We start from the raw sequence: 23050 nt of genomic DNA, 5'->3' as shown, positions 1-23050 counted from the left end.
GACGATGACCGATGGTGTATCCGACCCGAACGGTGTATCCGGCGCGGCCGAGCGGCCCGGAGCCTGGCTGGGGCGCACGCTCGAGGTGACCCTCGACCGACCCGCGCACGGCGGATTCTGCGTCGCCCGCCACGAGGGTCGGGTGGTCTTCGTCCGACAGGGTCTGCCGGGGGAACGGGTGCGCGTCCGGGTGGAGGCCGACGACAAGCCGGGTTGGTGCCGCGCGGAGGTGATCGAGGTTCTCGATCCGTCGCCGCACCGCCGGCCGTCGGTCTGCGCCGCCTCGGCGGAGAGCGGCTCCGGATGCTGCGACCTCGCCCATACCGACCGCGACGGCGCGCTCGCCTACAAGACGGCGGTCCTGCGCGAACAGCTCGAACGCATCGGCGGCCCCGGGGTCGCGCAGGTCGGCGAAGTCCCCGTCGAGACGCTGCCGGCGGCGCCGGAGGCCGGGGCACCCGATCTCGGTTGGCGCACCCGGGTGCGGCTGACCGCCGACGCCGACGGCCGCTTCGGCTACCACCGCTACCGCAGCGAGGACGTCGTCGCCGATCTGCGCTGCCCGCAGCCGGTCGCGGGGGTGATCGACGGGATCGCCGACCTGCGCTCCCGGCCGGGCAGCGAACTGCTGGTGATGCGCGACGCGGACGGCGAGCGGCATGTCGTCGAGATCGGACCGCCCGCCCCGGCCGCCCGTTCCGGCTCCCGCCGCGAGCGGGCCACCGGCCGCCGGACCCGCGGCGGAGCGCGACGTACCTCGACGGTGCTCGAAGGCGATCCGACCGTCGTCGAACGCGTCGGCACGCACGTCTGGCAGCTCGAGCCGACCGGCTTCTGGCAGGCCCACATCGCCGCACCGCGCGTCTACAGCGACGTCGTGACCGAGTGGGCGGACCCGGACGCGGGCGACATCGTCTGGGACCTCTACAGCGGCGCCGGGCTGTTCGCCGCCCCGCTGGCCGACCGGGTCGGGCCCGCCGGTGGTGTCGACGCGGTCGAGATCGCGCCGGCCGCGGTCGCCGCGGGTCGGCGCTCCCTGGCCGATGTGCCCGCGCTGCGTTTCCATCGGGGCGAGACCGTCCGGACCCTGGCGACGCTGCGACCGGATCCGCGGGCGGTGATCCTCGACCCGCCGCGCGCCGGCGCCGGCCGCGCCGTCGTCACCGCGGTCTGCGCCGCCGAGCCGGACCGAATCGTCCATATCGGTTGTGACCCCGCATCATTCGCACGTGATCTCGCTCTCTACGGCGAGCGCGGCTACCGGCCGCGGCGGATGCGTGCCTTCGACGCGTTTCCGCTGACCCACCACGTCGAGGCGATCGCCCTGCTGACCCGTGGAGACTGAGAGCCGGATCACATCCGTGGGTGGTTCGGCGGCGCGGGAGTCGTCGAATCCCGGACGTGCTCCGGCGGGACAGTAGACTCGATTGTCGACCGGGGGCACAACGGCCCGTCGCCCGCGGTGGTCTCGGATGGGAGGAACGTCTGGTGGATGAACTGTCCCGTCTTCACGGCCCGGAAGACCTGCGCTCGATGTCGGACGCGGAGTTGGACGAGCTGGCGGAGGAGATCCGTCGCTTCTTGATCGAAAAGGTCGCCGCGTCTGGCGGACACCTCGGTCCGAACCTCGGAGTCGTCGAGCTGACCCTCGCGTTGCACCGCGTCTTCGACTCGCCGCGCGACCCCATCATCTGGGATACCGGCCATCAGGCCTACGTGCACAAGATCGTCACCGGTCGCGCCGACCGGTTCGACACGCTGCGCCGCGAGAACGGCCTGTCGGGATACCCGAGCCGCGCCGAGAGCGAACACGACATCGTCGAGTCCTCGCATGCCTCCGCGGCGCTGTCCTACGCCGACGGCCTGGCCAAGGCCTTCGAACTGACCGGGCACAGCAACCGGCACGTCGTCGCGGTCGTCGGTGACGGCGCCCTGACCGGCGGCATGTGCTGGGAGGCGCTCAACAACATCGCCGCCGGAGAGAATCGGTCGCTGATCATCGTGGTCAACGACAACGGCCGCTCCTACGCCCCGACGATCGGCGGCTTCGCCGATCATCTCGCCGGTCTGCGCCTGCAACCGGCCTACGAGAAGCTGCTCGACGAGGGCCGCCAACTGCTGCAGTTGATCCCGATGGTCGGCGACGCCGCCTATACGGTCCTGCGCGGTATCAAGGCCGGCCTCAAGGACGCCCTGAGCCCCCAGGTGATGTTCACCGACCTGGGCATCAAGTACGTCGGCCCGGTCGACGGGCACGACCGCGCCTCCCTGGAGTCGGCCTTCCGGCGGGCGATGGCCTTCGGCGGTCCGGTGATCGTGCACGCCGTCACCCGCAAGGGGATGGGGTACTCGCACGCCGAGAACGACAGCGCCGAACAGATGCACTCCACCGGCGTGATCAACCCGCACACCGGCCGGGCCACCTCGACGCCCTCGCCGGACTGGACGTCGGTGTTCTCCAAGGAGCTGGTCGAGATCGGCGAGCGCGACTCGTCGGTTGTGGCGATCACCGCCGCGATGCCCGGCCCCACCGGCCTCGCCGAATTCGGCAGGCGCTTCCCGGACCGGATGTTCGACGTCGGCATCGCCGAGCAGCACGCGATCACCTCGGCCGCGGGACTGGCCCTCGGCGGTCTGCACCCGGTGGTCGCGATCTACTCGACCTTCCTCAACCGCGCCTTCGACCAGGTGATGATGGACGTCGCGCTGCTCGAGCAGCCGGTGACGATCGTGCTCGACCGCGCGGGCATCACCGGCCCGGACGGGGCGAGCCACAACGGCATGTGGGACATGTCGTTGCTGGGCATCGTGCCCGGGATGCGGGTGGCCGCGCCGCGCGACCCGGCGACGCTGCGCGAGGAACTGCGCGAGGCGGTCGCCGTCACCGACGGTCCGACCGTCGTCCGCTTCCCGAAGGGCTCGGTCTGCCCCGACCTCGAGGCGGTGCGGCGGATCGACTCGACCGTCGACGTGCTCGCGGAACCGGCCGCCGAGGACGCCCGCGATGTGCTGCTGATCGCCATCGGCCCCTTCGCCCGGCTGGCCCTCGACGTCGCGGAGACGCTGCGAGCCGGCGGTATCAACGCGACGGTCGTCGACCCGCGCTGGGTGCTGCCGGTACCGGAGGCGGTCGTCAAGCTCGCCGCCGACCACCGTCTGGTGGTCACCGTCGAGGACGGTGGCCTGCACGGCGGCATCGGTTCGGCGGTCTCCGCGGCGATCCGCGATTCCGGGGTCGACGTGCGCTGTCGCGAGGTCGGTCTACCCCAGCGCTTCTACCAGCACGCCTCGCGCGACGCGATCCACAAGGAACTCGGTCTGACCGCCGCCGCGGTGGCGGCGCGGGTCCAGGGTTGGTTGGCCTGACGTCCCGACCCCGGCCGCGTCCGGTGGTTCCGTCGGGGGCGGCCGACGGGTAAGCGGCCCCGGCGGCGGGTACTACTCGGCGGAGTCGGGAGCGGTCTCGGCCGCCGCGGTGGCCGTGCTCAACGCCGCGGCCAACGGTTCGATCGCCAGGTCGCGCTGCCACCGCCGCGATCCGCCCGCAGACAGCACACCGCCGACGTACTCGCGCACCCGATCGAGGTCGGCCGGGTGCTCCTCGGTGGCGATCAGGTCGGACGGCCACGTCCAGCACAGCCGCCGCACCAGGTCGGGGGTCAGCAGGTTCTCGAGCGGTAGCCGCTGCTGATCGGCGACCTCCCGCAGCGCCGTCCGGGCCGCGGTCAGCCGCGCCGCCGCCTCGGGATCCTTGCGCGCCCACCGGTTGGCCGGCGGCGGCCCGTCGAAGGGTGCCGACCGCGGGGGTAGCTCGGAATCGGGCAGGTCGCGGGCCCGCTGCAGCGCCGCGAACCAGCGGTCGGCGCGCCGGCGCTGCCGGGAGCCGGAGAAGATCGGCAGGGCGATCAGCGCCGTGCGGCTGCGTGGCGCGGTCTTGGCGGCGTTGATGATCGCCGCGTCCGGCAACACCCGGCCGGGGGAGATGTCGCGCTGCGCGGCGATGTCGTCGCGTTCGATCCACAGTTCGCGGACCGCCGCGAGCTGGCGGGTCGACTTGAGCGTCTGCAGGCCGGAGGTGCGCCGCCACCGGTCGGGCCGCGGCCCCGACGGCGGGGACGTGCGCACGTGCTCGAACTCCTCGAGCGCCCAGTCGAGCTTGCCCTGCTTCTCGAGGTCGGCGGCGACCTTCTCGCGCAACTCCAGCAGCAGTTCGACGTCCAGCGCCGCGTAGGTCAGCCAGTCGTCGGGCAGCGGGCGGGTCGACCAGTCGTCCGCCCCGTGTCCCTTCGCCAGGTGGAAGCCCAGCAGGTTGCCGATCATCGCGGCCAGGCCGACCCGTTCGTAGCCGGCGAGGCGCCCGCCCAGTTCGGTGTCGAAGAGCGCCCGCGGTCGCAGGCCGAGTTCCTCGAGGCAGGCGAGGTCCTGGTCGGCGGCGTGCAGCACCCACTCCAGGTCGTTGATGACCTCGGCCAGCTCGTCGAGGTGATCGGCGGTCGGGATCGGGTCGAGCAGGATCGTTCCGGAGCCGGCGCGTCGCAGCTGCACCAGGTAGGCGCGGTTCGAATAGCGGAAACCCGAGGCCCGTTCAGCGTCGACGGCCAGCGGTCCGGTCCCGGCGCGCAGCGCGGCGACGGCGGCGGCCACCCCTTCGGGCGTCTCGACCACGGGGGGAACGCCATCGGCCGGTTCGAGCAGGGGGAGGGCGGGCGCGGCCTCGGGCTCGGTCGCGGCGGCCGGGGTCGCGGGGACGTCCGGCTGCGTCGGCGTCGCCGTGGGGATATCGGGCCCGGACCCGTTCACGATGGTGTTGTCCTGCTGATCCGGCATTCACACACCTTACGCAGCGGCGACCCGATCGCCGGCATGCCTCGCGGAGGCCGGGTGTCGGGCGGTGCGGCGAGGTGCGGTCAGCGATCCCGGCGGCCGAGGTCGGCGACCCCGTCCGGCGGCAGGCCCGCGGCGTAGGCGAGCACCTCCGCGAAGGCCTCGACGTGCCGGTCGACGCGGTCGGTCAGACAGGTCCACGAGGCCCGCAGCTCGAGCTGGTGCGCCCGGGTGGGCCCGGCGATATCGCCGAACCGCACCGAGTTGGTCGCGGTCACCGTGCCGCCGAGGGCGGTCAGCTCCTGCTCGCGGCCCGCGAAGGCGTCGACCAGCCAACTCCACGCCACCTCGGGCAGCAGCGGATCGGCGGCGACCACCTCGTCGATATCGGCCTGGATATAGGTGACCAACCGCATGGTGCCGTTCCAGGCCTCGTCGCCGTCCGGGTCGTAGAGCAGGATCAGCCGGCCGAAGGCGTCGCCGTCGGACTGTTCGGGGACCTGGTCGTCGTCCGGATGGCTGACCTCCGCGCCGATCGCGTAGCTGTACGGGGCCAGTTTCTGTGGCGGACGGATCGGGCCGACCTCGATCGCCGGATGGACCGTCGCGCGCCCCATGGCTTCCACGGCCGCACGGAAGGCCTCGGGCTGCCCGGTTTGTCCACGCCTGGTCACGGCCTCGAACGTAGACCGGCGCCGGGCGTCGGACACGCAGGCGCGCCGCCCCGGTGTACACCGTTCGACCAGGTGGTGGTACTGGACGGTCGCCTCTCCGTCACCGGAGACCCGGTGGCCGTTGCACACCACGCGCGAGAGAAGGGCGCCGAGGACAATACGTCCTCGACCGTGCTCTCCCGATCGTCGTGTGCACCAGGTGCCGGCCGGAACGCCCTCGCCCCGATCGGTCGGCGCGGCCGGTTGGGTGGGACGATGGGGGAGATGAACGTTGACGACGCCGTGCGCGATCTTCCCGCCTCCGATTCGCCGGTCACGGCCGATTCCGATTCGCCGGTGACGGCGGTCTCCGATTCGCCCCTGATCCGCGCCGCCCGCGGCCTGCGCCCGCAGCGCCGGCCGGTGTGGTTCATGCGCCAGGCGGGTCGATCGTTGCCGGAGTACCGGAAGCTGCGCGCCGATGTCGGCATGCTCGCCGCCTGTTTCAACCCGGAGTTGGTCTGCGAGATCACCCTCCAGCCGGTCCGCAGGCACGACGTCGACGCGGCGATCCTGTTCTCCGACATCGTCGTTCCGCTGCAGGCCGCCGGTATCGATCTCGACATCGTCGCGGGTGTCGGCCCGGTGATCGCCCATCCGGTGCGCACCGCCGCCGATGTCGACGCGTTGCCCCGACTGCAGCCCGACGAGGTCGGCGCGATCGGCCGCGCGGTGCGCCTGCTGACCGCCGAGCTGGGCGGTACCCCGTTGATCGGCTTCGCCGGCGCGCCGTTCACCCTCGCGTCGTACCTGGTCGAGGGCGGGCCGAGCAAGCATCACGAGCGCACCAAGGCGCTGATGTACTCCGACCCGCAGGCCTGGCATCGGCTGATGGGCGCGCTGGCCGACATCACGACCACCTTCCTGAAGGTGCAGCTCGAGGCGGGCGTCGCGGCGGTGCAGCTCTTCGACTCCTGGGCGGGCACCCTGTCGTTGGCGGACTACACCCAGTTCGTGCTGCCGCACAGCACCCGCGTCTTCGCCGAGGTCGAGGCGGCCGGGGTGCCGCGCATCCACTTCGGTGTGGGTACGGGGGAGTTGCTCGGTGCGATGAGCTCCGCGGGCGCCGACGTCGTCGGTGTCGACTGGCGGGTGCCGCTGGTCGAGGCCGCGCGACGGGTTGGCGCGGGCAAGGCGCTGCAGGGCAACCTCGATCCGGCGGTGCTCTTCGCCGGCCCGGCCGTGGTCGAGGAGCGGGTGCGCCGGGTGGTCGCCGATGCCGACGCCGCGATCGCCGCGGGTGCGATCGGCCACATCTTCAATCTGGGCCACGGCGTCATGCCGGACACCGACCCCGGCGTGCTGACCGCCGCCGTCGAGTTGGTGCACTCGCTCTGACGCCATGACCGACACCCCCGCCCCATCGATCCGTCTGGCCGTCCTGGGCGCCGGAATCTCCGGGCTGGTCGCCGCCTATCGGCTGCGCCGGCTGCACGGGGACGAGGCGCACATCGTGCTGGTGGACGCCGCGAACCGCCCCGGCGGCCAGCTGTACACCGTCGATCTCGCGGACGGTCCCTTCGACGTGGGGGCCGAGGCCTTTGTCACCCGGCGGCCCGAGGTCCCCGCGCTGCTGGCCGAACTCGGCCTGGCCGACCTGATCGAGCATCCCGGCGACGCGCGCCCCTCCGTATGGGCCGGCGGCGCGCTGCACGCCCTGCCCGCGGGCACCCTGATGGGTATCCCCGCGTCCGGCGCCGCGCTCGGAGACCTGGTGGACGCCGGCGCCGCCGCGCGGGTGGACGCCGAACGCGACCGGCCGCTGCGCTGGGAGGTCGGCTCCGATCCGTCGATCGGCGCGCTGGTCGGCGACCGATTCGGCCGCGCGGTGGTCGACCGCAGCGTCGACCCGCTGCTCGGCGGGGTCTACTCCGGTCGGGCCGACGGGATCGGTGTGCGCGCCGCGCTGCCGACCCTGGCGGCCGCCCTCGACGCCGGCGCCGGAAGTCTGATCGAGGCGGTGGAACGGGCCATGCCGCCGACCCGCTCGGGACCGGTCTTCGGCTCGGTGCGCGGCGGCTATCGCGTCCTGGTCGACGCCCTGCTCGCGGCGGCCGATGTCGACCTGGTCCTCGGCCGGCCGGTCGGCCCGATCGGGCGGGTCGGCGGCCGCTGGTCGGTCGACCCGGTCGGCGATGTGGACGGGATCGTCGTCGCGCTCCCGGCGCCGGAGGCGGCCGAGGCGCTGCACGGCGTGGCACCCGAGGTCAGCGTCGAGCTCGCGCGCATCGAACGCGCCGCCGCCGCGGTCGTCGCGCTCGCCATTCCGGACGACCCGCCGCTGCCGCACCGCTCCGGGGTCCTTGTCGCGGCCGACGAACCGCTGCAGACCAAGGCGTTCACCTTCTCCTCGGTCAAGTGGCCGGCCCGCGGGCGCACCGTCCTGCGCGCCTCCCTCGGCCGCGCCGACGATGCCGCCGTGGTCGAGGCCGCCGACGAGAAGCTGATCGACATCGCCCTCGCCGACCTGGAGACCGTCACCGGTCTGCGGGTGCAGCCGCACGCGACGCTGGTGCACCGTTGGCGTGCGGGCATCCCGCAGTACGCGCCCGGCCATGCCGCACTGATCGCCGAGGTCGACCGGCGGATCGCGGACCTCCCCGGCCTGACCCTGGCCGGCGCCTACCGGCACGGCGTCGGGGTGGCCGCCTGCGTCGCCGATGCCGAGCGCGCCGCCCGCCGGGCTCGCGACTGAATCAACGTTCGGCGAGAACCTTGACGACGGCTTCACCCACGCCGGCGGCCGACTGCGGATTCTGCCCGGTGACCAGGCGCCCGTCGACCACCACGTGGTCGGTGAAATTCTCGGCCGGGTGATGAATGGCACCGCGCTGTTCGAGCGCGGTTGCGAGCAGGAAGGGCACCACATCGGTCAGACCGACCGCCGCCTCCTCCTCGTTGGTGAAGCTCGCGACATTCTTTCCGGCGACCAGGTACGTGCCGTCGGCGGTTGTGATGTCGAGCAGCCCGGCGGGTCCATGGCAGACCGCCGATACAACACCACCGTTGTCGTAGACCCGACCGGAGAAAGCGGCCAGCGCTGCGTCGCCGGGGAAGTCGAAAACCGTCCCGTGCCCGCCGACGTAGAGAACGGCGTCGTAGTCGGCCGGATCATAGTCGGCTATGGTTCTCGTGTTCGACAGCTGCGCGGCGACCGACGGATCGCTGAGGAAGGCCTCCTGGTCCGCGTCGTCCGGATCGAAGCCGTCTCGCGGAGGTACCCCACCGCGAACCGACGCGAAGTCAACATCGTAGCCGGCATCGCGCAGCACCTTCCAGGGGTGCGCGGCTTCGTTGATGTAGTAGCCCGTCTTTCGAACACCGGCCAGATCGTCGTGGCTGGTGAGGATGAAGAGAACTCGTCCATTGCTCATGGTTGCTCACATTCCTTCGGCAGTGGGAGGGTGGGGGCAGGCAATTCGCCCGAGCGGAGCCGTAATTGCAACTCCGTCGATGAATCTACGTACGGATGGACCCGGCGTCCAAGAGAAAAACAAATCTGTGGCATAACCCGATTTAGGCATGATCCTGGTCACGGACCTTGTCGCGCACTGCTTTGCGAATAACATCGACCGCGGTTCGCAATGACCTGCGTCGCGACAATGCCCCGGTCATCGCGGCAAGAAACAAGGTATTCAGTGGCGCCACCTCCGGTTGTTCGAGGTCAATCAACTCTCCGCGCTCGAGCTCGTCGGTGACCAGATAGCTTGGGAGCACGCTGATTCCGAAGCCGCTCAGGACTGCGGAACGAACCGCGCTGAGGTTGGGTAGCAGGGTGGCGGTACCCAGTTCGGCTTGGACCCCGTACACAGTCGTCCAGTACCGGCGAATGATGGGAAGTTTGCGATCGTAGGCCACCACCGGGATGTGGCGGAAACGTTCGCTACCTGAACCGACCACCCGCACGGCCATCGTGGGAGCTGCGACCAGCACGAATTCCTCGTCCATGAGCGGCCACGCGGTCACGCCGTCGGCCCGCGGACGCACCGTCGAAATGATCAGATCGAGGCGCCCGGCGACGAGTCGGTCGATCAGTTCCTCCGCGACGTCGAAGGTGAACTCGACGCGCGGGAGGCTATCGGCACGACCGGCGAGAGCGGGCAGCAGTAGCTCGGTCGTGAACTCCAGGGGACCGCCGAGATGCAGAATGCGAGCTTCGGTATCACCTACGACGTCCTCGGCGAAGAACCTCTCGAGGTGATCGAGTTGCTCGCCGACCGCACCGGCCATTTCGTGCGCCGGTGCGGTCGGTTGGGCGCCACCGGTCGAACGGATGAACAACTCCGTCTGCAGCGTTCGCTCCAGTTGCGCAATATGATTGGTGACAGTCGGTTGCGTGACGGACAACTGACGGGCGGCCGCGGTGAACGAGCCGGTGCGATAGACGGCCAGAAACGTGCGCAACACGTCGAGGGACGGTGCCCGGTCAACTCCCATATGCCGATTCTGGCCTCTGCCGACCCCGGCGTCCCATCAGATGTGGGCAAGCTCCCGAAGGTCGAGGGAAAACAGTTCGAGCTCGGCGGCCCGACCCGCATGCTCCGGGGACACCCAGCCCCACGTCGCCCACCGCGACGGCACTCCGGCGGCGGATACTCGCGCGACATTGGTGATGTTGTCATCGACGAACAGGGCCGCGTCCAGCGGTAGACCCCCACCGATCGCCAGACACCGCGCCGCCAAACCCTTGTCGCTCACGTCACCCATCACACCGGCGACATGCCGGGACAGGTCGAAGTGCCGAAGGATCTCGAGACTCGATGTCGCGTCCTTTGCGGTGATGACGAAGACTCGTCCGCTGTACCGCGCGAGTAGCTCCGGGATCCCGGGAAACACGGTATGCGTATCGAGCCATTCGCGGCGATTCGTTTCGCGCCAGTGATCCCGCAGCCTCCGGGCCGACGCCGCGAACCGTTCGATATCATCGGAATCGATCGCGGCCTTCAATCGGTCGAAGGTGGCTTGGGTCGTGACCGGCTCGGTCTTTCTGGCCAGTTGTGTCACCGCAAAGTCGTCGAGTGTTCGGCTGAACGGTCGAAGCTCCGCGAATCGACTCCGAAAGTCCTCCGGTATCTCGGCGAATGCGGTGCGGATGTCGACCGGCGGTTGCTCCGGCCCGGCCCAGTAGCTCAGCGCCGTGCACTCCTCGACCGAGTCGGCGATGACACCGTCGAAGTCGAGCAGCAGCAGTTGTACAACGTTGTTGGACTTCATCCGACGGTCGCAGGCTCACCGACGAGGCTCGCGGCAGTATCGAACACCGAGCGCATGAACGTGCCGACGTATGCGTAGTACGAACAGGTGATGATGTTTCCGTCGACGATGACGTCGGCATCGGTAACGTCCGCACCTGCATTGATGACGTCGTCACGTAGCCCGATATATGCACATGCTTTGCGCCCCTTCAGTACTCCGGCGCTGATCATGATCCAGGGGCCGTGGCAGAGGCCGGCGACGACCTTGCCCGCCGCTGCCATCTCGGCGACGAATCTTGTGGCTCGCGGGTCCTGACGTACCCGGTCCGGTGCCTCGTGTCCGCCAGTGAGGATCACGACGTCGAACTCGGCGATGTCGAGGTCGTCGAAGGAGATCAGTGGGCCCGCGGTCTTGTCCATGGGCAATGGCGTGCCGTACTTTCCGGATACCGGACGACCGTCTTTGGTGGCGATGTCGATATCCCATCCCTCTTCTCGACACCGATACCAGGTATAAATGACATCGTGATCCTGAAACCCTTCGGCGGTCAGGATAGTTGCTCGCATGGCTCATACTCCTTGTCATGAACTGGGTGGCGAAGAGATTGGTAGCGTCCTGTTATCGTGATGCGACGGCCAGATAGGTCTGATCAGTCAACACGGGGGCTTTCGTGCCAGGGGTACAGCCGAGGACCGGATGGCCTGAAATAAACGACTCGAATCCCACTGGTACATAGAAGAGATCGCGAGCCCGGGGGGTATAGAAGATGTCCATACCCGAACGTAAGGTGAATTCGAATCGCGCGCCTGTGCTGGTGCGGCGCAAATGTGTGTGAGCGCGTCGGCGCACTGGCTCGAGTGGTGATTCGCCTTCGGATGTGACAGACGCCTCGTATGCGGTTTTGGAACGATCGTAGCTGTCGTGCAGCCGCAGGAGATCGAACTTGTTTCGCGGCGTCTCGACTTCGATGAGGTGCAATTCCGCGGAGATGGCGCGGGTTCGGTGAAACGCCGCAGGGCCGATCGACACGATGGTGCCGGGGGTGACCGCATGTGATCCGTGCAGGGTGTCGAACCTCCCCTCCCCGGACAGGCACAGCTGATGCGTGGTCTTGCGCAGGTGGGCGTGCATCGAGGTTGCTCCTCCGGCGCGGATACACAGATGCCAGAGGTCGTAGACGGGGTCGGCGAATACCCGGGATTCGTGGCCCCATGGTTTCACGACCACCCGGGAAAGGTCATCGGACGGGTTTTCGTGCCTGATTTCGGTTTCGGGGGTAACCAAATCCCGGACGGCTGCAAGGTCATCGGCATTGGCCTGCAGGAGGACGCGACGGGTGGGGGCTTCGAGCGTGGTCATGCGGATCCCTTTCCGATAGGTCGGAGAGCGTCGATCAGGGCTGACTCGAGCGCGGCGATGCTCGTGGGGTTCTGGGCGGTGATGACCAAGTCGTCACGGACGACGTTCGACGCGCGGTCCGCGGCGCACAGGACCGTCGCGCCTGCCGACTCGAGCGCCTGCTGGAGAGAGAAGGGCAAGAGATCGAGAACCCCGCGATTTCGTTCCTCGTTGTCGCTGAAGGAGGTGATCTGGAGGTCCTGGACCCATGGGCTGCCGTCGCTGCGACGTAGCCCGAGGAAGGCTGCAGGGCCGTGGCAGATGGCTGCGACGACTGCCCGTCGAGCCTCGGCGCTCTCGATCAGTGCGTGTAGGGCGGGTTGAGTCGGGAAGTCCCACATCGCCCCGATCCCACCGACGAAGTAGACAATCTCGTACGGCTGGTCGATGGCGCGCGCGGCCGCGATGGTCGGGACTGTGAGGGGGCGATCGAAAGCACGGTTGAAGCGTTCTATCGCCCGGCTCGGGGACGACTTCAATACCCCCTCGACGGTCCCGCCGCCGAGAGAGGCGAATTCGACGTCGAAGCCGTGCACGGTCAGGAAGTCCCATACCTCTGCAGCCTCACGTATATCGAATCCGGTCGGGCTGTGAAACCCGTCTGCGTGGTACACCTCGGTCACGACGAATAGAGCGCTACTCACAGGTTTTCACCTTTCCGAGTATCCAGATTCTCAGATCATTCGTGAAACCTATCGCTGTATCTGTGGCGGCAGATCTCTCGACGAACGAAAACAGCACTCCGGCAGTGATTCAGTCGCTCTGTCAACTGCAGAGAGGAATGTGATGTGAATCGAGCGGTCGTGGTACAAGTCTGGCGGAAAGCGCCGGATTTCAAAGATACGCAAGGCGCGTGCTCGGGAATTCATCCCGGAGGGCTGCGGGTTGGTGGATGCGACTACCGGCGGTGCATGGCCACCTCGTACGATACAGCAGATTCGGTTTGTAGGAGGCCGTCTATATCCCATCGGAATAATGACTGCTATCGGAGTATTTATTGACCGTCGTGGCGGATAGCGTACCCGCCGAGTGTTTTCCGAGGTCAGCTCGCGGTGGATGATTGATAGCTGGAGTGCCCCCGCGCATTGTGCGGTGATTGAGATCACAATGGTTCTCGAATGGCGGGAGGGTGAGGTGCAACGATGTGGTTAACGCCCGGTTTACGGATAGCCAACGTTTCGAATTGCGGCCGCCTCGGCCTCTCGAATTGTGCGGTGGAAACGGCTGTTGGCATGCGGGATGGGGTTGCTGAATCCTCAGCGTTCTGGAGCGAGACTCGGCCAGACGGTTTCGATCAAGCGATCGGCATAGTCGAGATCGGGGGTAACTCTCATTACGAGCAGGCGGTAATACACTGCGCCCCAGATGGAATCCATAACGACGTCCACTGCCAGGCCCTTTCTGACGAGGCCGTCGGCGCCGGCGCGTCGAAAGAACTCGGTGGTGAAGTCGCGCCGCACCTTGATGAACCGCTCCATAAGCTCGTCGTGCAGGACGTCGTCGAATCGCGCTTCTGCGAAGAGATCAAGTGTGGCCGAGCCGGTCTCGCCGGCGTAGAAGGTCAGGACCGCGCGCACCTCGTTGCGCAGGTCTGTCCGGGGATCTCCGGTGTACTGGAACGTGGGATAGGTGATCTCCCGTTCGTGGACGGCATCGAGAAGCAGTGCGGCCTTGGACTTCCACCATCGATAGACCGTCGACTTTCCTGCGCCGGCTCGACGGGCGATCTCCTCGATGGAGGTCTTGTTGAAGCCGCCCTCCACCAGTGAGGTGTACGCGGCATCCAGGATGGCTCGTCGGGCTTCTTCGTTGCGTCGGCGGCCGCCATGGCGAGACGGGGACGGCCCACCGGTCGCAGAACGAGTCGACTGCTGGTCATCGGACGTGGTGCTCACCATCCGGACGATAGCACTTGACAGATTCGATACGTAGCGTTTTGATTGATCGCGTGCAGCGGCAGCCCGGCTCGCACCGCTCGAACCATCGTCCCAGCCGGCCGTCGGAGACCCGGGACCGGCCCAAAATAGCTGTCAAGCAAGGGAGTCCGCTCATGGTAGGTCGTGCCAAGCTGCGGCAGGCGCAATCGAACACCGAGGTGGAGACAAGTCCCGTTATCAAGTCCATCGGAGTGCTGGGGTATGCACAGGTCAGCGAGCAGGATTGTCTGACCCCCTGGAGATTTTCAAGGGCACCGCGATGGTTCTGAGAGGGGACATAGCACCGTGGCAACGGGACACGATCAACGAGGAACTCGACGTTCGACTGGTTGCTCTCGACGGTCGTGTGATTTCGATGCAGATGGGTACCCAGGTCGTTCCGGATGGCGCCTTCGATCAGGACGAGCTGTTCGATCTGTTCTACGTACCGGGAGGCGTCGGATCGGGGGCGATCGCCACCGATGAGCGCGTGTTGAATACTGTTCGGCGGCATCATGAGTCCGGTCGGATCGTTGCTGCCAACTGCTCAGGTGTCGGTGTCCTGGCCCGCGCGGGCGTACTCGGGGGCCTGCCGGCAACCACGGTTGCGGCGATTGCCCGTGGTCTACGAAACGAAGGTTTCAACGTTTCCCGTTCGCGCAGGATGTGGGTGGGCAATCCGGCCGAGCGAATCTGGACTGCCACCGGCTCCTACGGCGTCAACGGAAGCGCGGTTGCCATGGTCAGCCACTACTTCGGCCGCGAGATCGGGACGATCGTGTCGATGATGTTCGACACGCACAGTGGCTTGGGGGACGCGATCTTCGAGCCTGTAGGACCGGAGTTCTTCGAGCATCCCGAACTCGAGTCCTCGTTCCAGGACCTCTTCGAGGAGATGCTTCTTCCCGCCGACTAGACATGCGTTGGCCGCACCTTGATTGCCACCGAGGAGCAATAGTGTCATCAGCTGTACAGAGCCGAGCCTTCGAGCCCGTCCACGATATTCATTGGATCAGGGGCGCCCTACAAACCGCGATCGCGGTCGAGCACGCGACGATGCCGCTGTATTCGGCTGCAATGTACTCGCTCGAGGTCCAGAACTATCCCGCCTACAACACCCTCCGGTCAGTGCTGATGGAGGAAATGTTGCATATGGCTGCGGCCTGCAATGTGTTAGCTGCGATCGGTGGATCGCCTGGATCGCGCAACTGGATCCGTGGGTCGTGCTGGACGGACTGCCCGGTGGAATCGCACCGTCGTTGCGTGGTCGGTTCGCACGATTGTCCAAACGTCAGCTCGATACATTCATGCGGATCGAGTCCCCCGCGGTTCTGTCCGGTGACGGCCAGGCTCGTTTTCCTACGATAGGTAGTTTCTATCGAGCGATCGCGGCGGCTGTCGAGAAGAACGCTGCCGAGATAGCGGCTGCTGCCAAGTTGCCGCAGCGCTCCAATCAAGTGGGCGGAAATCTCGGATACGCAGTCATCGACGTGTCCCGCCGAACCGCTGTGGTCGACCAGATATTGACCGGAATCGAGCTGATCATCGACCAGGGGGAGGGAGTCGAGTCGACGACTTTGACCGCCGGGGAAAACTCAGGGGGAGAGCTTTCGCATTACGCACGGTTCGCGGAACTTCGATACGGTCGAAGGTATTCCGGCGAAGGGCAGGCAGCCGACGACGGTGACGGCCGCGATGATCGACCGTCCGCGAGCGAGGGGCAGCGCAGGTACTTTCAAGGGGACCGGATCGCGTGGCCGGAGGTCATCAACACCCTGGCTGTGCCGCGTGACGGCTACCGCGCCATCCTGCGGACCGATCCCAACTCGGTCGCGGTGACAACCGAACTGCGAGCCTTCGACAGCGCGTACACCAGGATGCTGGGCGCACTCGACGATGCCTGGAACGGTTCGGTCGAGGATACCTGGCCCTCGCTGGGGCGAGCGGTCTTCGAGATGAACGAACTGCGAGTCATCTCGTGTTTCAACATTGTTCGCTTCCAAGTGCCCGAGCGAGCGGTCGGAGACTTGGACACGCTCTACCCGGGAGAGGCGGACGAGATCCGGCTGCTCAGCGATCTCGGGCGGCCCTGCTTCTACGGTCCTCGTTTCATCAACACCTCCAGCGGGAAGCCGGTACGGCGATGAGCACTCGGGAACCGCGCGTGGCGGTTGTCACCGGAGCCAGCTCCGGAGTGGGAAGGGCTACGGCCCTATTGCTGGCCGGGAAGGGCATTCACGTCCACGCTCTCGCCCGCCGCAAGGATCGGTTGACGATGATCGCGGATCGGGCCGGTGGCGGGATTATCCCGCATGCCGTCGACATCACCGACGCGGACGCCGTCGCGCGGTTCGGGCAGGCGGTCGGCGGTGTCGATTTTCTGGTCAACAATGCCGGCGGAGCACGGGGCTCCGCACCGGTAGTCGCCGCGTCGATCGATCAGTGGGAATGGATGTGGCGGACCAATGTTCTCGGGACGGTGCTCGTCACACGGGCCATCGTCCCGGGAATGGTCGAACGGGGGACCGGCACCGTTGTCAACGTCACGTCGGTGGCGGCCTTCGAGCCGCTCGACAACAGCTCCGGATACAGCAGCAGTAAGCACGCGGAGTCCGCCGTGAGCGTCACGTTGCGGAATGAGCTGTTGGGAACCGGTGTTCGCGTCGTGGAGGTGTGTCCCGGGATCATTCGCTCGGAGTTCTTCCGCCGACGTTTTCCCGACGACCCCGAGCGTGCCGATCGGATCTATGCCGGGATGACACCGTTGGAGCCCGATGATGTCGCCGACGTCATCAGCTACGCGATCCACGTTCCCGTGCACGTCAATCTCGATCGCATCGTCGTTCGCCCGATCAACCAGGGCAGCCACGGTCGATCATTCCGTGAGTGAACGGGAGACCGCCATGAGCAACCTCACCACATCGAGACGCGCGGAGCCGATGCGGCTGATCGCGCTGGCCATTTTGTCGGCGTTCGGTTTCGTGACCATGCTGACGGAGATCGTACCGGCCGGGTTGCTGTCCGGTATGGCGGCCGGCCTGCAGGCGTCGCCATCGACGACCGGCCAGTTGCTGACGGTGTACGCAGCCGCGTCGATGCTCGCCGCCGTGCCCGTGACCGCTCTGACGCGACATCTACCTCGCAAGCTGCTGCTGATTCTCACGGTCGCCGGCATTGTGGTGGCCAACACGGTCACTGCCCTGTCCGACGTCTATGCGCTGACTGTCGCCGCGCGGATCGTCGCCGGCGTATGTGCGGGTGTCCAATGGGCATTGGTAGCCGGTTACGCGATGCGTATCACCGCCGATGCGACCAAGAAGGGCAAGGCGCTGTCGATCGCGATGGCCGGAATACCGCTCGCTCTCGCGGTCGGCCTTCCGCTCGGGACCTACCTCGGAACTCTCGTCGGCTGGCGGGGTGTGTACGCGGCTTTGGCGGTCGTCGGTGCCGTTGCCGCATGCGCCGGCCTCCGGCGACTGCCGAGTCTGGATGCCGAGGCGACCGCTCAGTCCCGGCAGCGCGCGGCCGAGGGCGGCAGGTCGCCGGTGATCACCGCCCTGCTTCGGCCGGGGATCGTGGTGATCGTTCTCTGCGCCTTCGCCTTCCAGGCCGGCCATATGAACCTGTACACCTACATGGAGCCGTTCCTGCAATACTCCGGCCTCGACGGCAACATCACCGCCGTGTTCTTGGTCATGGGAGTCAGCGCGACGGTCGGCCTCTGGATAACGGGCATGGTGATCGACCGGCACATTCGAACGTTGGGATATTCGGTTGCCGTCTGCTTCCTGATCGCTGCGGCGGCACTGGGTATCTGGTCGACCAACTCCGTGATCGTCATCCTGGCAATCTGTTGCTGGGGTCTGGCCCTCGGCGCAGCGCCGACGCTGTTTCAGGCAGCCGCTGCACGCGCGGCCGGAGACCGCATCGATATGGTCCAGGCGATCCTGGTCACCTTGTTCAACGCGGGAATGGCGACGGGGTCGGCCGTGGGCGGTGTGGTGCTCGCCGTGACCCACGCCTCGGCTCTGCCGTGGGTGAGCATGGCGTTCTTCCTGGCGATAACGTGCGCGCTGGTGGTCCACCATCGGGTGGCATTGCCGGCGATGGTGGACGGCAGTCGATCGACATGAGGATCGGTGAGGTGACCGAATGACGAAGAAGACGGCCTTCTATCACGTGGGATTCGCCGTGCCCGACATCGAAGCGAGCATGGATCTGCTCTCCCGGGCCGTGGATGTCACGTGGAATACTCCGCAATCCGCGTCGTTGGGGCCATGGGCGTATCGGATCGTGTTCACCACCGAGCCGCCCTTCATCGAGCTCATACAGGGCCCCGCCGGTAGTCCCTGGGACACCGAATCGTCCGGGCCGCGCTTCGACCACCTGGGATGGTGGGCCGCATCGCTCGATGCGAGTGCCGACGACTGGTCGGGCCGGTGCGGTCTGGACATGGACTACGACGGCCGTACCGAGGGGCGATCATTTGCCTACTTCACCGCAGTGGCGCTCGGCACCCGTTTGGAACTGGTCGAGGCCGACCGGATGGGCGCGTTCCTGTCGGCGTGGTCTCCGGGAACCGACCCGACGGCGATGGACATCCTGGACCGAGACTGACCACACCATGATCGGGCCGGTCGGCTGGGTTCGGTTCGTGCCCGTGGGGAACCGGTGTGATTCGCATCGTGCGGGCGGGGCCGGATCCGACCGTCGGACCAGGGTGGCACGATGGCAGGTATGGCACGTCTGGACTACAACGCGATCAACTCCGAGCAGCGCTACCTGATGTTCTCGGTGTTCAAGGTGCGCGCCGGCGAACTCGGCGCCAACCGGCAGGGCCCGGCGGAGGAACTGACCGCCTTCGTCCGCAAGCTCGAGGAGCGCGGTGTGGTGGTCCGCGGCTTCTACGACATCAGCGGACTGCGCGCGGATGCCGACTACATGGTCTGGTGGCACGCCGAGCAGATCGAGGACCTGCAGGCCGCGTATACCGACTTCCGCCGCCTCACCTCGCTCGGCCAGGCCAGCGAGCCGGTGTGGAGCAACGCCGCGCTGCACCGCCCCGCGGAGTTCAACAAGTCCCACGTGCCCGCCTTCATGGCCGGTGAGGAGCCGGGCGCCTATATCTGCGTCTACCCCTTCGTCCGCTCGTACGACTGGTACCTGCTGCCCGACGAGGAGCGCCGCACCCTGCTCGCCGAACACGGCATGGCCGCCCGCGACTACAAGGACGTGCGCGCCAACACCGTCAGCTCCTTCGCCCTCGGCGACTACGAGTGGATCCTCGCGTTCGAGGCGCCGCAGCTGCACCGCATCGTGGACCTGATGCGCGACCTGCGCGCCACCCGCGCCCGCCTGCACGTGCGCGAGGAGGTGCCCTTCTTCACCGGGCCGCGCGTCGAGCCGGCCGACCTAGTCGGCGCCCTGCCGTGACCGATCCGGCTGCGACCGCGCCGCTCGAGGCGGTGCTGTTCGACTTCTCCGGCACGCTCTTCCGCCTGGAACACGCCGGCGACTGGTTCGCCGGGCCGGGCGGTACCGACGACGTCGAGCAGCAGGTCGAACTGATGCGCCGGCTGACCGCACCCACCGGCGCCCCGGTCGACATGACCGATGCGCAGAAGGCCAAGTGGGACCGCCGCGACCTCGACCCCGAGGCGCATCACGAGGCGTTCACCCACGTGCTGCTGGCGTCCGGTGCCTCGCCGGCGCTCGCGGAGCGGCTCTACGCGCGGGTCTCCGATGTCGACAGCTGGACGCCGTACCCGGATACCGCCGCGGTGCTGCGCGGCCTCGCCGACGCCGGGATCAAGGTGGGGGTGGTCAGCAATATACCCTTCGATCTGCGTCCGATCTTCGACAAGCTCGGCGTCCTGGACACCGTCGGCCTGTTCTCGCTGTCCTTCGAGGTCGGTGCGGTCAAGCCGAATCCGGCGATCTTCGAGCACGCGCTGCACGGACTGGACGTCCGCCCGGAGGTCACCCTGATGGTGGGGGATTCCGAGATCGCGGACGGTGGGGCGCGGGCGCTCGGCGCGCACTTCGCCCTGGTCGATCCGGTGCCCACCGACGAGCGCCCGGACGGGCTGCTGCGCGCGATCGCCCCGTACGGGTTGCCGATCGCATCGGGTACCGGAAGATAGACGCCGGGACCGCCGAATGGCCCGGCCGGAGGAGGACATGCCGTGAGACGGCCGGATGCTCAGCAGATCGCCCACTGGGGCATGTACACCGCGGTGACCGACGGCCGGGATGTGGTCGAGGCGCGACCCGATCCCGGTGACCTCGATCCGTCGCCGGTGCTCGACAATCTGCGCGGTTCGGTCACCCACCGCTCCCGCATCCGCCGACCCGCGGTCCGCCGCGGCTGGCTCGAACACGGCGCCGGGCCGAGCGACCGCCGGGGTGCCGACGACTTCGTCGAGGTCGATTGGGATACCGTCACCTCGCTGCTCGCCGGCGAGTTGCGCCGGGTGATCGAGCGGTTCGGCAACGAGGCGATCTACGGCGGCTCCTACGGGTGGTCGAGCCCCGGCCGATTCCATCACGCGCAGAGCCAGATTCACCGCTTCCTCAAGCTGGCCGGCGGCTACACCCGGTCGGTCAACAGCTACTCGCTCGGTGCGACCGGCATGATCATGCCGCACGTTCTCGGGGCGCACTGGAAGATGTTCGCGCGCAGTACATCCTGGGACGTGATCGCCCGTTGGACCGATACGGTGGTCTGCTTCGGGGGTATCCCGCTCAAGAACACCGCCGTGAACGACGGTGGCACCAGCAATCATCCGGCTCGCGACGGCCTGGACAGGTTGCGCGAACGCGGCGGTCGGATCATCTCGATCAGCCCATTGGCCGACGACATGCACGGCGAGGCGGAACGCATCGCGCCGGTGCCGGGCAGCGATGTTGCGCTGATGCTCGCCCTGGCGTATGTGCTGGTCACCGAGGGCCTGCACGACCGCGACTTCCTCGACACGTATTGCGTCGGCTACCAGCGGTTCGAGCGCTACCTGCTCGGCCTCGACGACGGGGTCGCCAAGTCCCCGCAGTGGGCGGCGCCGATCACCGAGATCGCCCCCGAGGTGATCGTCGCCCTGGCCCACCGGATGGCCGAGGGTCGCACCCTGGTGACGGTCACCTGGTCGCTGCAGCGGGTACGCGGCGGCGAACAGGCGCCGTGGATGGGCGTGACCCTGGCCGCGATGCTCGGCCAGATCGGGCTGCCCGGTGGCGGTTTCGGGCACGGCTACGGGTCGATGAACGAGTCGGGGCTCGCTCCGGTGCCGTATCCGCTGCCGACCTTCCCGCAGGGCAACAACCCGATCGATCAGTTCATCCCGGTCGCCCGGATCGCCGACATGCTGCTCGATCCCGGCGGCCGCTACCGGTACAACGGGCAGAGCCGCACCTACCCGGACATCCACCTGGTCTACTGGGCCGGCGGCAATCCGTTCCATCACCACCAGGACCTCGGCCGGCTGCGGCGCGCGCTGGGGCGGCCCGACACGATCGTCGTGCACGACCCGTACTGGACACCGATGGCCAAGCACGCCGACATCGTGATCCCGTCGACCACCGCGCTCGAACGCGACGACCTGTCCTGCACCCGCAACGACCCGCTGCTGGTGGCGATGCAGGCCGCGGTGCCGCGGTACGCCGACTCCCGCGACGACTACGACACCTTCGCCGCGATCGCCGCCAAGATGGGCCTGGGTGAACGCTTCACCGAGGGGCGCAGCAGCGAGCAGTGGCTGCGGCATATGTACGAGCAGTGGCGCGGCTTCCTGCGCGCCGACGGCGTGACCACCCCGACCTACGAACAGTTCCGCGAGCAGGGCAGCTTCCGGATGCGCACCGAGGACGACCTGGTGATGTTCGAGGAGTTCCGCAAGGACCCGCAGGCCAACCCGCTGCGCACCCCGAGTGGACTGATCGAGATCTTCTCCGACACGGTCGCCGGATTCGGCGACGGCCCGGGACATCCGGTGTGGATCGAGCCGCAGGAGTGGCTGCACGGCGAACGCGCCGAGCGCTTCCCGCTGCACCTGATCGCCAATCAGCCCCGCACCCGGCTGCACAGCCAACTCGACCACGGCGCCACCAGCCAGAAGTCGAAGATCCGCGGCCGCGAACCGATCCGCCTACACCCCGCGGACGCCGCCGCCCGCGGGATCGCGGACGGCGACGTCGTGCGGGTATTCAACGATCGCGGCGCCTGCCTGGCCGGCGCCATCCTCGACGCGGGACTGCGTCCGCATATCGTGCAGTTGGCTACCGGCGCCTGGTACGACCCGCTCGATCCGGCGGACCCGACCAGCATGTGCGTGCACGGCAACCCGAACGTGCTGACCCCGGATATCGGGACCTCCGACCTGGCGCAGGGCTGCACCGGCCAGCACGTTCTGGTCGAGATCGAGCGCTACGACGGCGACCTACCGCCGATCCGCGCCTACGACCCGCCGACGTTCGTCGGCGAGCACATCAGGCCTCGGTCGGGCCCGGCTGCAACCGCAGGCTGATCGAGTTGATGCAGTACCGCTGATCGGTGGGGGTCGGATACCCCTCACCGGCGAAGACGTGCCCGAGGTGGCTGTGGCAGTTCGCGCAGAGCACCTCGGTGCGGTGCATGCCGAGCGAATCGTCGTCGCGCAGGATCACCGCGTCGCTGTCGGCCGGATCGAAGAACGACGGCCACCCGCAATGCGAATCGAACTTCTCGGTGCTGCGGAACAGTTCGGCCCCGCAGGCGCGACAGACGTAGACACCCGGCTCCTTCGTATCGGTGTACTCACCGATGAAGGGGCGCTCGGTGCCCGCCCGACGCAGCACGCGGAACTCTTCCGGATTGAGCTTGACCCGCCACTCGTCGTCGGTCAACGCAACCTTGGGCGCGGGTAGAGACTGGGCAGAAGACATGCACACCACGCTATCGGTAGTCGGGACAGTCCGCCGTACCAGCGGCGGACCGGGGATTGCCCCCGAGTCCGCGTTCCCCCATCCCTG

At 67.7% G+C, this 23050-nt stretch carries 22 protein-coding genes and 1 pseudogene; 13 read left to right on the top strand and 10 right to left on the bottom strand.

Annotated elements, in window-relative coordinates; all coding sequences use genetic code 11:
* Positions 1–4: 4 nt before the first annotated feature.
* Both MB1_RS04305 and dxs read left to right on the top strand, forming a co-directional pair.
* Entirely contained in the window at positions 5–1345 is a 1341-nt protein-coding gene (locus tag MB1_RS04305; RefSeq protein WP_066904281.1) for a class I SAM-dependent RNA methyltransferase, read from the top strand.
* Between the two features lie 143 nt (positions 1346–1488).
* Complete coding sequence (gene dxs / locus MB1_RS04300) at positions 1489–3366, top strand: 1-deoxy-D-xylulose-5-phosphate synthase (protein WP_157083894.1); 1878 nt, start codon at positions 1489–1491, stop codon at positions 3364–3366.
* 72 nt (positions 3367–3438) lie between these two features.
* On the opposite strand, the gene MB1_RS04295 is transcribed toward dxs, so the two are convergent.
* Both MB1_RS04295 and MB1_RS04290 read right to left on the bottom strand, forming a co-directional pair.
* Positions 3439–4827 carry a ribonuclease D gene (locus MB1_RS04295; RefSeq protein ID WP_084350830.1) on the bottom strand — a complete coding sequence of 463 codons (1389 nt, stop codon included), beginning with the start codon at positions 4825–4827 and terminating at the stop codon, positions 3439–3441.
* Between the two features lie 80 nt (positions 4828–4907).
* The gene (locus tag MB1_RS04290) at positions 4908–5498 is read right to left on the bottom strand and encodes a DUF3000 domain-containing protein (RefSeq protein WP_084350902.1); all 591 of its coding nucleotides are present in this window, start codon (positions 5496–5498) and stop codon (positions 4908–4910) included.
* Between the two features lie 264 nt (positions 5499–5762).
* On the opposite strand from MB1_RS04290, the gene hemE reads away from it, so the two are divergent.
* Both hemE and MB1_RS04280 read left to right on the top strand, forming a co-directional pair.
* Complete coding sequence (gene hemE, locus MB1_RS04285) at positions 5763–6875, top strand: uroporphyrinogen decarboxylase (protein ID WP_084350829.1); 1113 nt, start codon at positions 5763–5765, stop codon at positions 6873–6875.
* A gap of 4 nt (positions 6876–6879) precedes the next feature.
* Positions 6880–8232, top strand: coding sequence for a protoporphyrinogen oxidase (locus MB1_RS04280; RefSeq protein WP_066903944.1), 1353 nt, complete (start codon positions 6880–6882; stop codon positions 8230–8232).
* Position 8233: 1 nt separating this feature from the next.
* Here the strand turns inward: MB1_RS04280 and MB1_RS04275 are convergent, their stop codons facing one another.
* The 7 genes from MB1_RS04275 to MB1_RS04245 form a co-directional block, all read right to left on the bottom strand.
* Positions 8234–8911: a type 1 glutamine amidotransferase domain-containing protein gene (locus tag MB1_RS04275; RefSeq protein ID WP_066903942.1), complete on the bottom strand. Its 678-nt coding sequence runs from the start codon at positions 8909–8911 to the stop codon at positions 8234–8236.
* Between the two features lie 142 nt (positions 8912–9053).
* Positions 9054–9974 (bottom strand): LysR family transcriptional regulator, encoded by a 921-nt coding sequence (locus MB1_RS04270; RefSeq protein ID WP_084350827.1) that lies wholly within the window; start codon positions 9972–9974, stop codon positions 9054–9056.
* A 36-nt stretch (positions 9975–10010) separates the two neighbouring features.
* Positions 10011–10751, bottom strand: a complete 741-nt coding sequence (locus tag MB1_RS04265; RefSeq protein ID WP_066903938.1) for an HAD family hydrolase — start codon at positions 10749–10751, stop codon at positions 10011–10013.
* Positions 10748–11299, bottom strand: coding sequence for a type 1 glutamine amidotransferase domain-containing protein (locus tag MB1_RS04260; RefSeq protein WP_066903936.1), 552 nt, complete (start codon positions 11297–11299; stop codon positions 10748–10750). The genes MB1_RS04265 and MB1_RS04260 overlap by 4 nt, the downstream gene beginning before the upstream one ends.
* A 52-nt stretch (positions 11300–11351) precedes the next feature.
* The gene (locus MB1_RS04255) at positions 11352–12092 is read right to left on the bottom strand and encodes a cupin domain-containing protein (protein ID WP_066903934.1); all 741 of its coding nucleotides are present in this window, start codon (positions 12090–12092) and stop codon (positions 11352–11354) included.
* Positions 12089–12775, bottom strand: coding sequence for a type 1 glutamine amidotransferase domain-containing protein (locus MB1_RS04250; protein ID WP_066903932.1), 687 nt, complete (start codon positions 12773–12775; stop codon positions 12089–12091). Before MB1_RS04250 ends, MB1_RS04255 begins: the two co-directional genes overlap by 4 nt.
* A gap of 612 nt (positions 12776–13387) precedes the next feature.
* The gene (locus MB1_RS04245; RefSeq protein ID WP_169801592.1) at positions 13388–14026 is read right to left on the bottom strand and encodes a TetR/AcrR family transcriptional regulator; all 639 of its coding nucleotides are present in this window, start codon (positions 14024–14026) and stop codon (positions 13388–13390) included.
* 265 nt (positions 14027–14291) lie between these two features.
* Here MB1_RS04245 and MB1_RS04240 point away from each other — a divergent pair, with 265 nt between their 5' ends.
* From MB1_RS04240 to MB1_RS04205, 9 genes and pseudogenes are all read left to right on the top strand, one after another.
* On the top strand, positions 14292–14963 hold the full coding sequence (locus MB1_RS04240) for a DJ-1/PfpI family protein (RefSeq protein ID WP_084350823.1): 672 nt from the start codon (positions 14292–14294) through the stop codon (positions 14961–14963).
* A 2-nt stretch (positions 14964–14965) separates the two neighbouring features.
* Positions 14966–15235 (top strand): annotated as a pseudogene (locus MB1_RS26905) (ferritin-like domain-containing protein); the annotation flags it as partial.
* A 35-nt stretch (positions 15236–15270) separates the two neighbouring features.
* Complete coding sequence (locus MB1_RS24865; RefSeq protein ID WP_169801591.1) at positions 15271–16194, top strand: ferritin-like domain-containing protein; 924 nt, start codon at positions 15271–15273, stop codon at positions 16192–16194.
* Complete coding sequence (locus MB1_RS04230) at positions 16191–16937, top strand: SDR family oxidoreductase (RefSeq protein WP_066903925.1); 747 nt, start codon at positions 16191–16193, stop codon at positions 16935–16937. Before MB1_RS24865 ends, MB1_RS04230 begins: the two co-directional genes overlap by 4 nt.
* Positions 16938–16950: 13 nt before the next feature.
* Complete coding sequence (locus MB1_RS04225; protein WP_066903922.1) at positions 16951–18180, top strand: MFS transporter; 1230 nt, start codon at positions 16951–16953, stop codon at positions 18178–18180.
* Between the two features lie 19 nt (positions 18181–18199).
* A complete protein-coding gene (locus MB1_RS04220; RefSeq protein WP_066903920.1) occupies positions 18200–18664 on the top strand; it encodes a VOC family protein in 465 nt (154 codons plus the stop codon).
* 120 nt (positions 18665–18784) lie between these two features.
* Complete coding sequence (gene hemQ / locus MB1_RS04215) at positions 18785–19480, top strand: hydrogen peroxide-dependent heme synthase (RefSeq protein ID WP_066903918.1); 696 nt, start codon at positions 18785–18787, stop codon at positions 19478–19480.
* The gene (locus tag MB1_RS04210; RefSeq protein ID WP_066903916.1) at positions 19477–20190 is read left to right on the top strand and encodes an HAD family hydrolase; all 714 of its coding nucleotides are present in this window, start codon (positions 19477–19479) and stop codon (positions 20188–20190) included. Before hemQ ends, MB1_RS04210 begins: the two co-directional genes overlap by 4 nt.
* A gap of 81 nt (positions 20191–20271) precedes the next feature.
* Positions 20272–22566, top strand: coding sequence for a molybdopterin-dependent oxidoreductase (locus MB1_RS04205; protein ID WP_066903914.1), 2295 nt, complete (start codon positions 20272–20274; stop codon positions 22564–22566).
* On the opposite strand, the gene msrB is transcribed toward MB1_RS04205, so the two are convergent.
* A complete protein-coding gene (gene msrB / locus MB1_RS04200) occupies positions 22529–22963 on the bottom strand; it encodes a peptide-methionine (R)-S-oxide reductase MsrB (RefSeq protein ID WP_066903912.1) in 435 nt (144 codons plus the stop codon). The two genes, MB1_RS04205 and msrB, sit on opposite strands and share 38 nt — an antisense overlap.
* Between the last annotated feature and the right edge of the window lie 87 nt (positions 22964–23050).

This window comes from Millisia brevis NBRC 105863, from assembly GCF_001552615.1.
Classification (GTDB): Bacteria; Actinomycetota; Actinomycetes; order Mycobacteriales; family Mycobacteriaceae; genus Millisia; species Millisia brevis.
The sequence above is the reverse complement of the archived record's forward strand: the minus strand, read 5'-3'. Positions and strand labels throughout refer to the sequence as shown.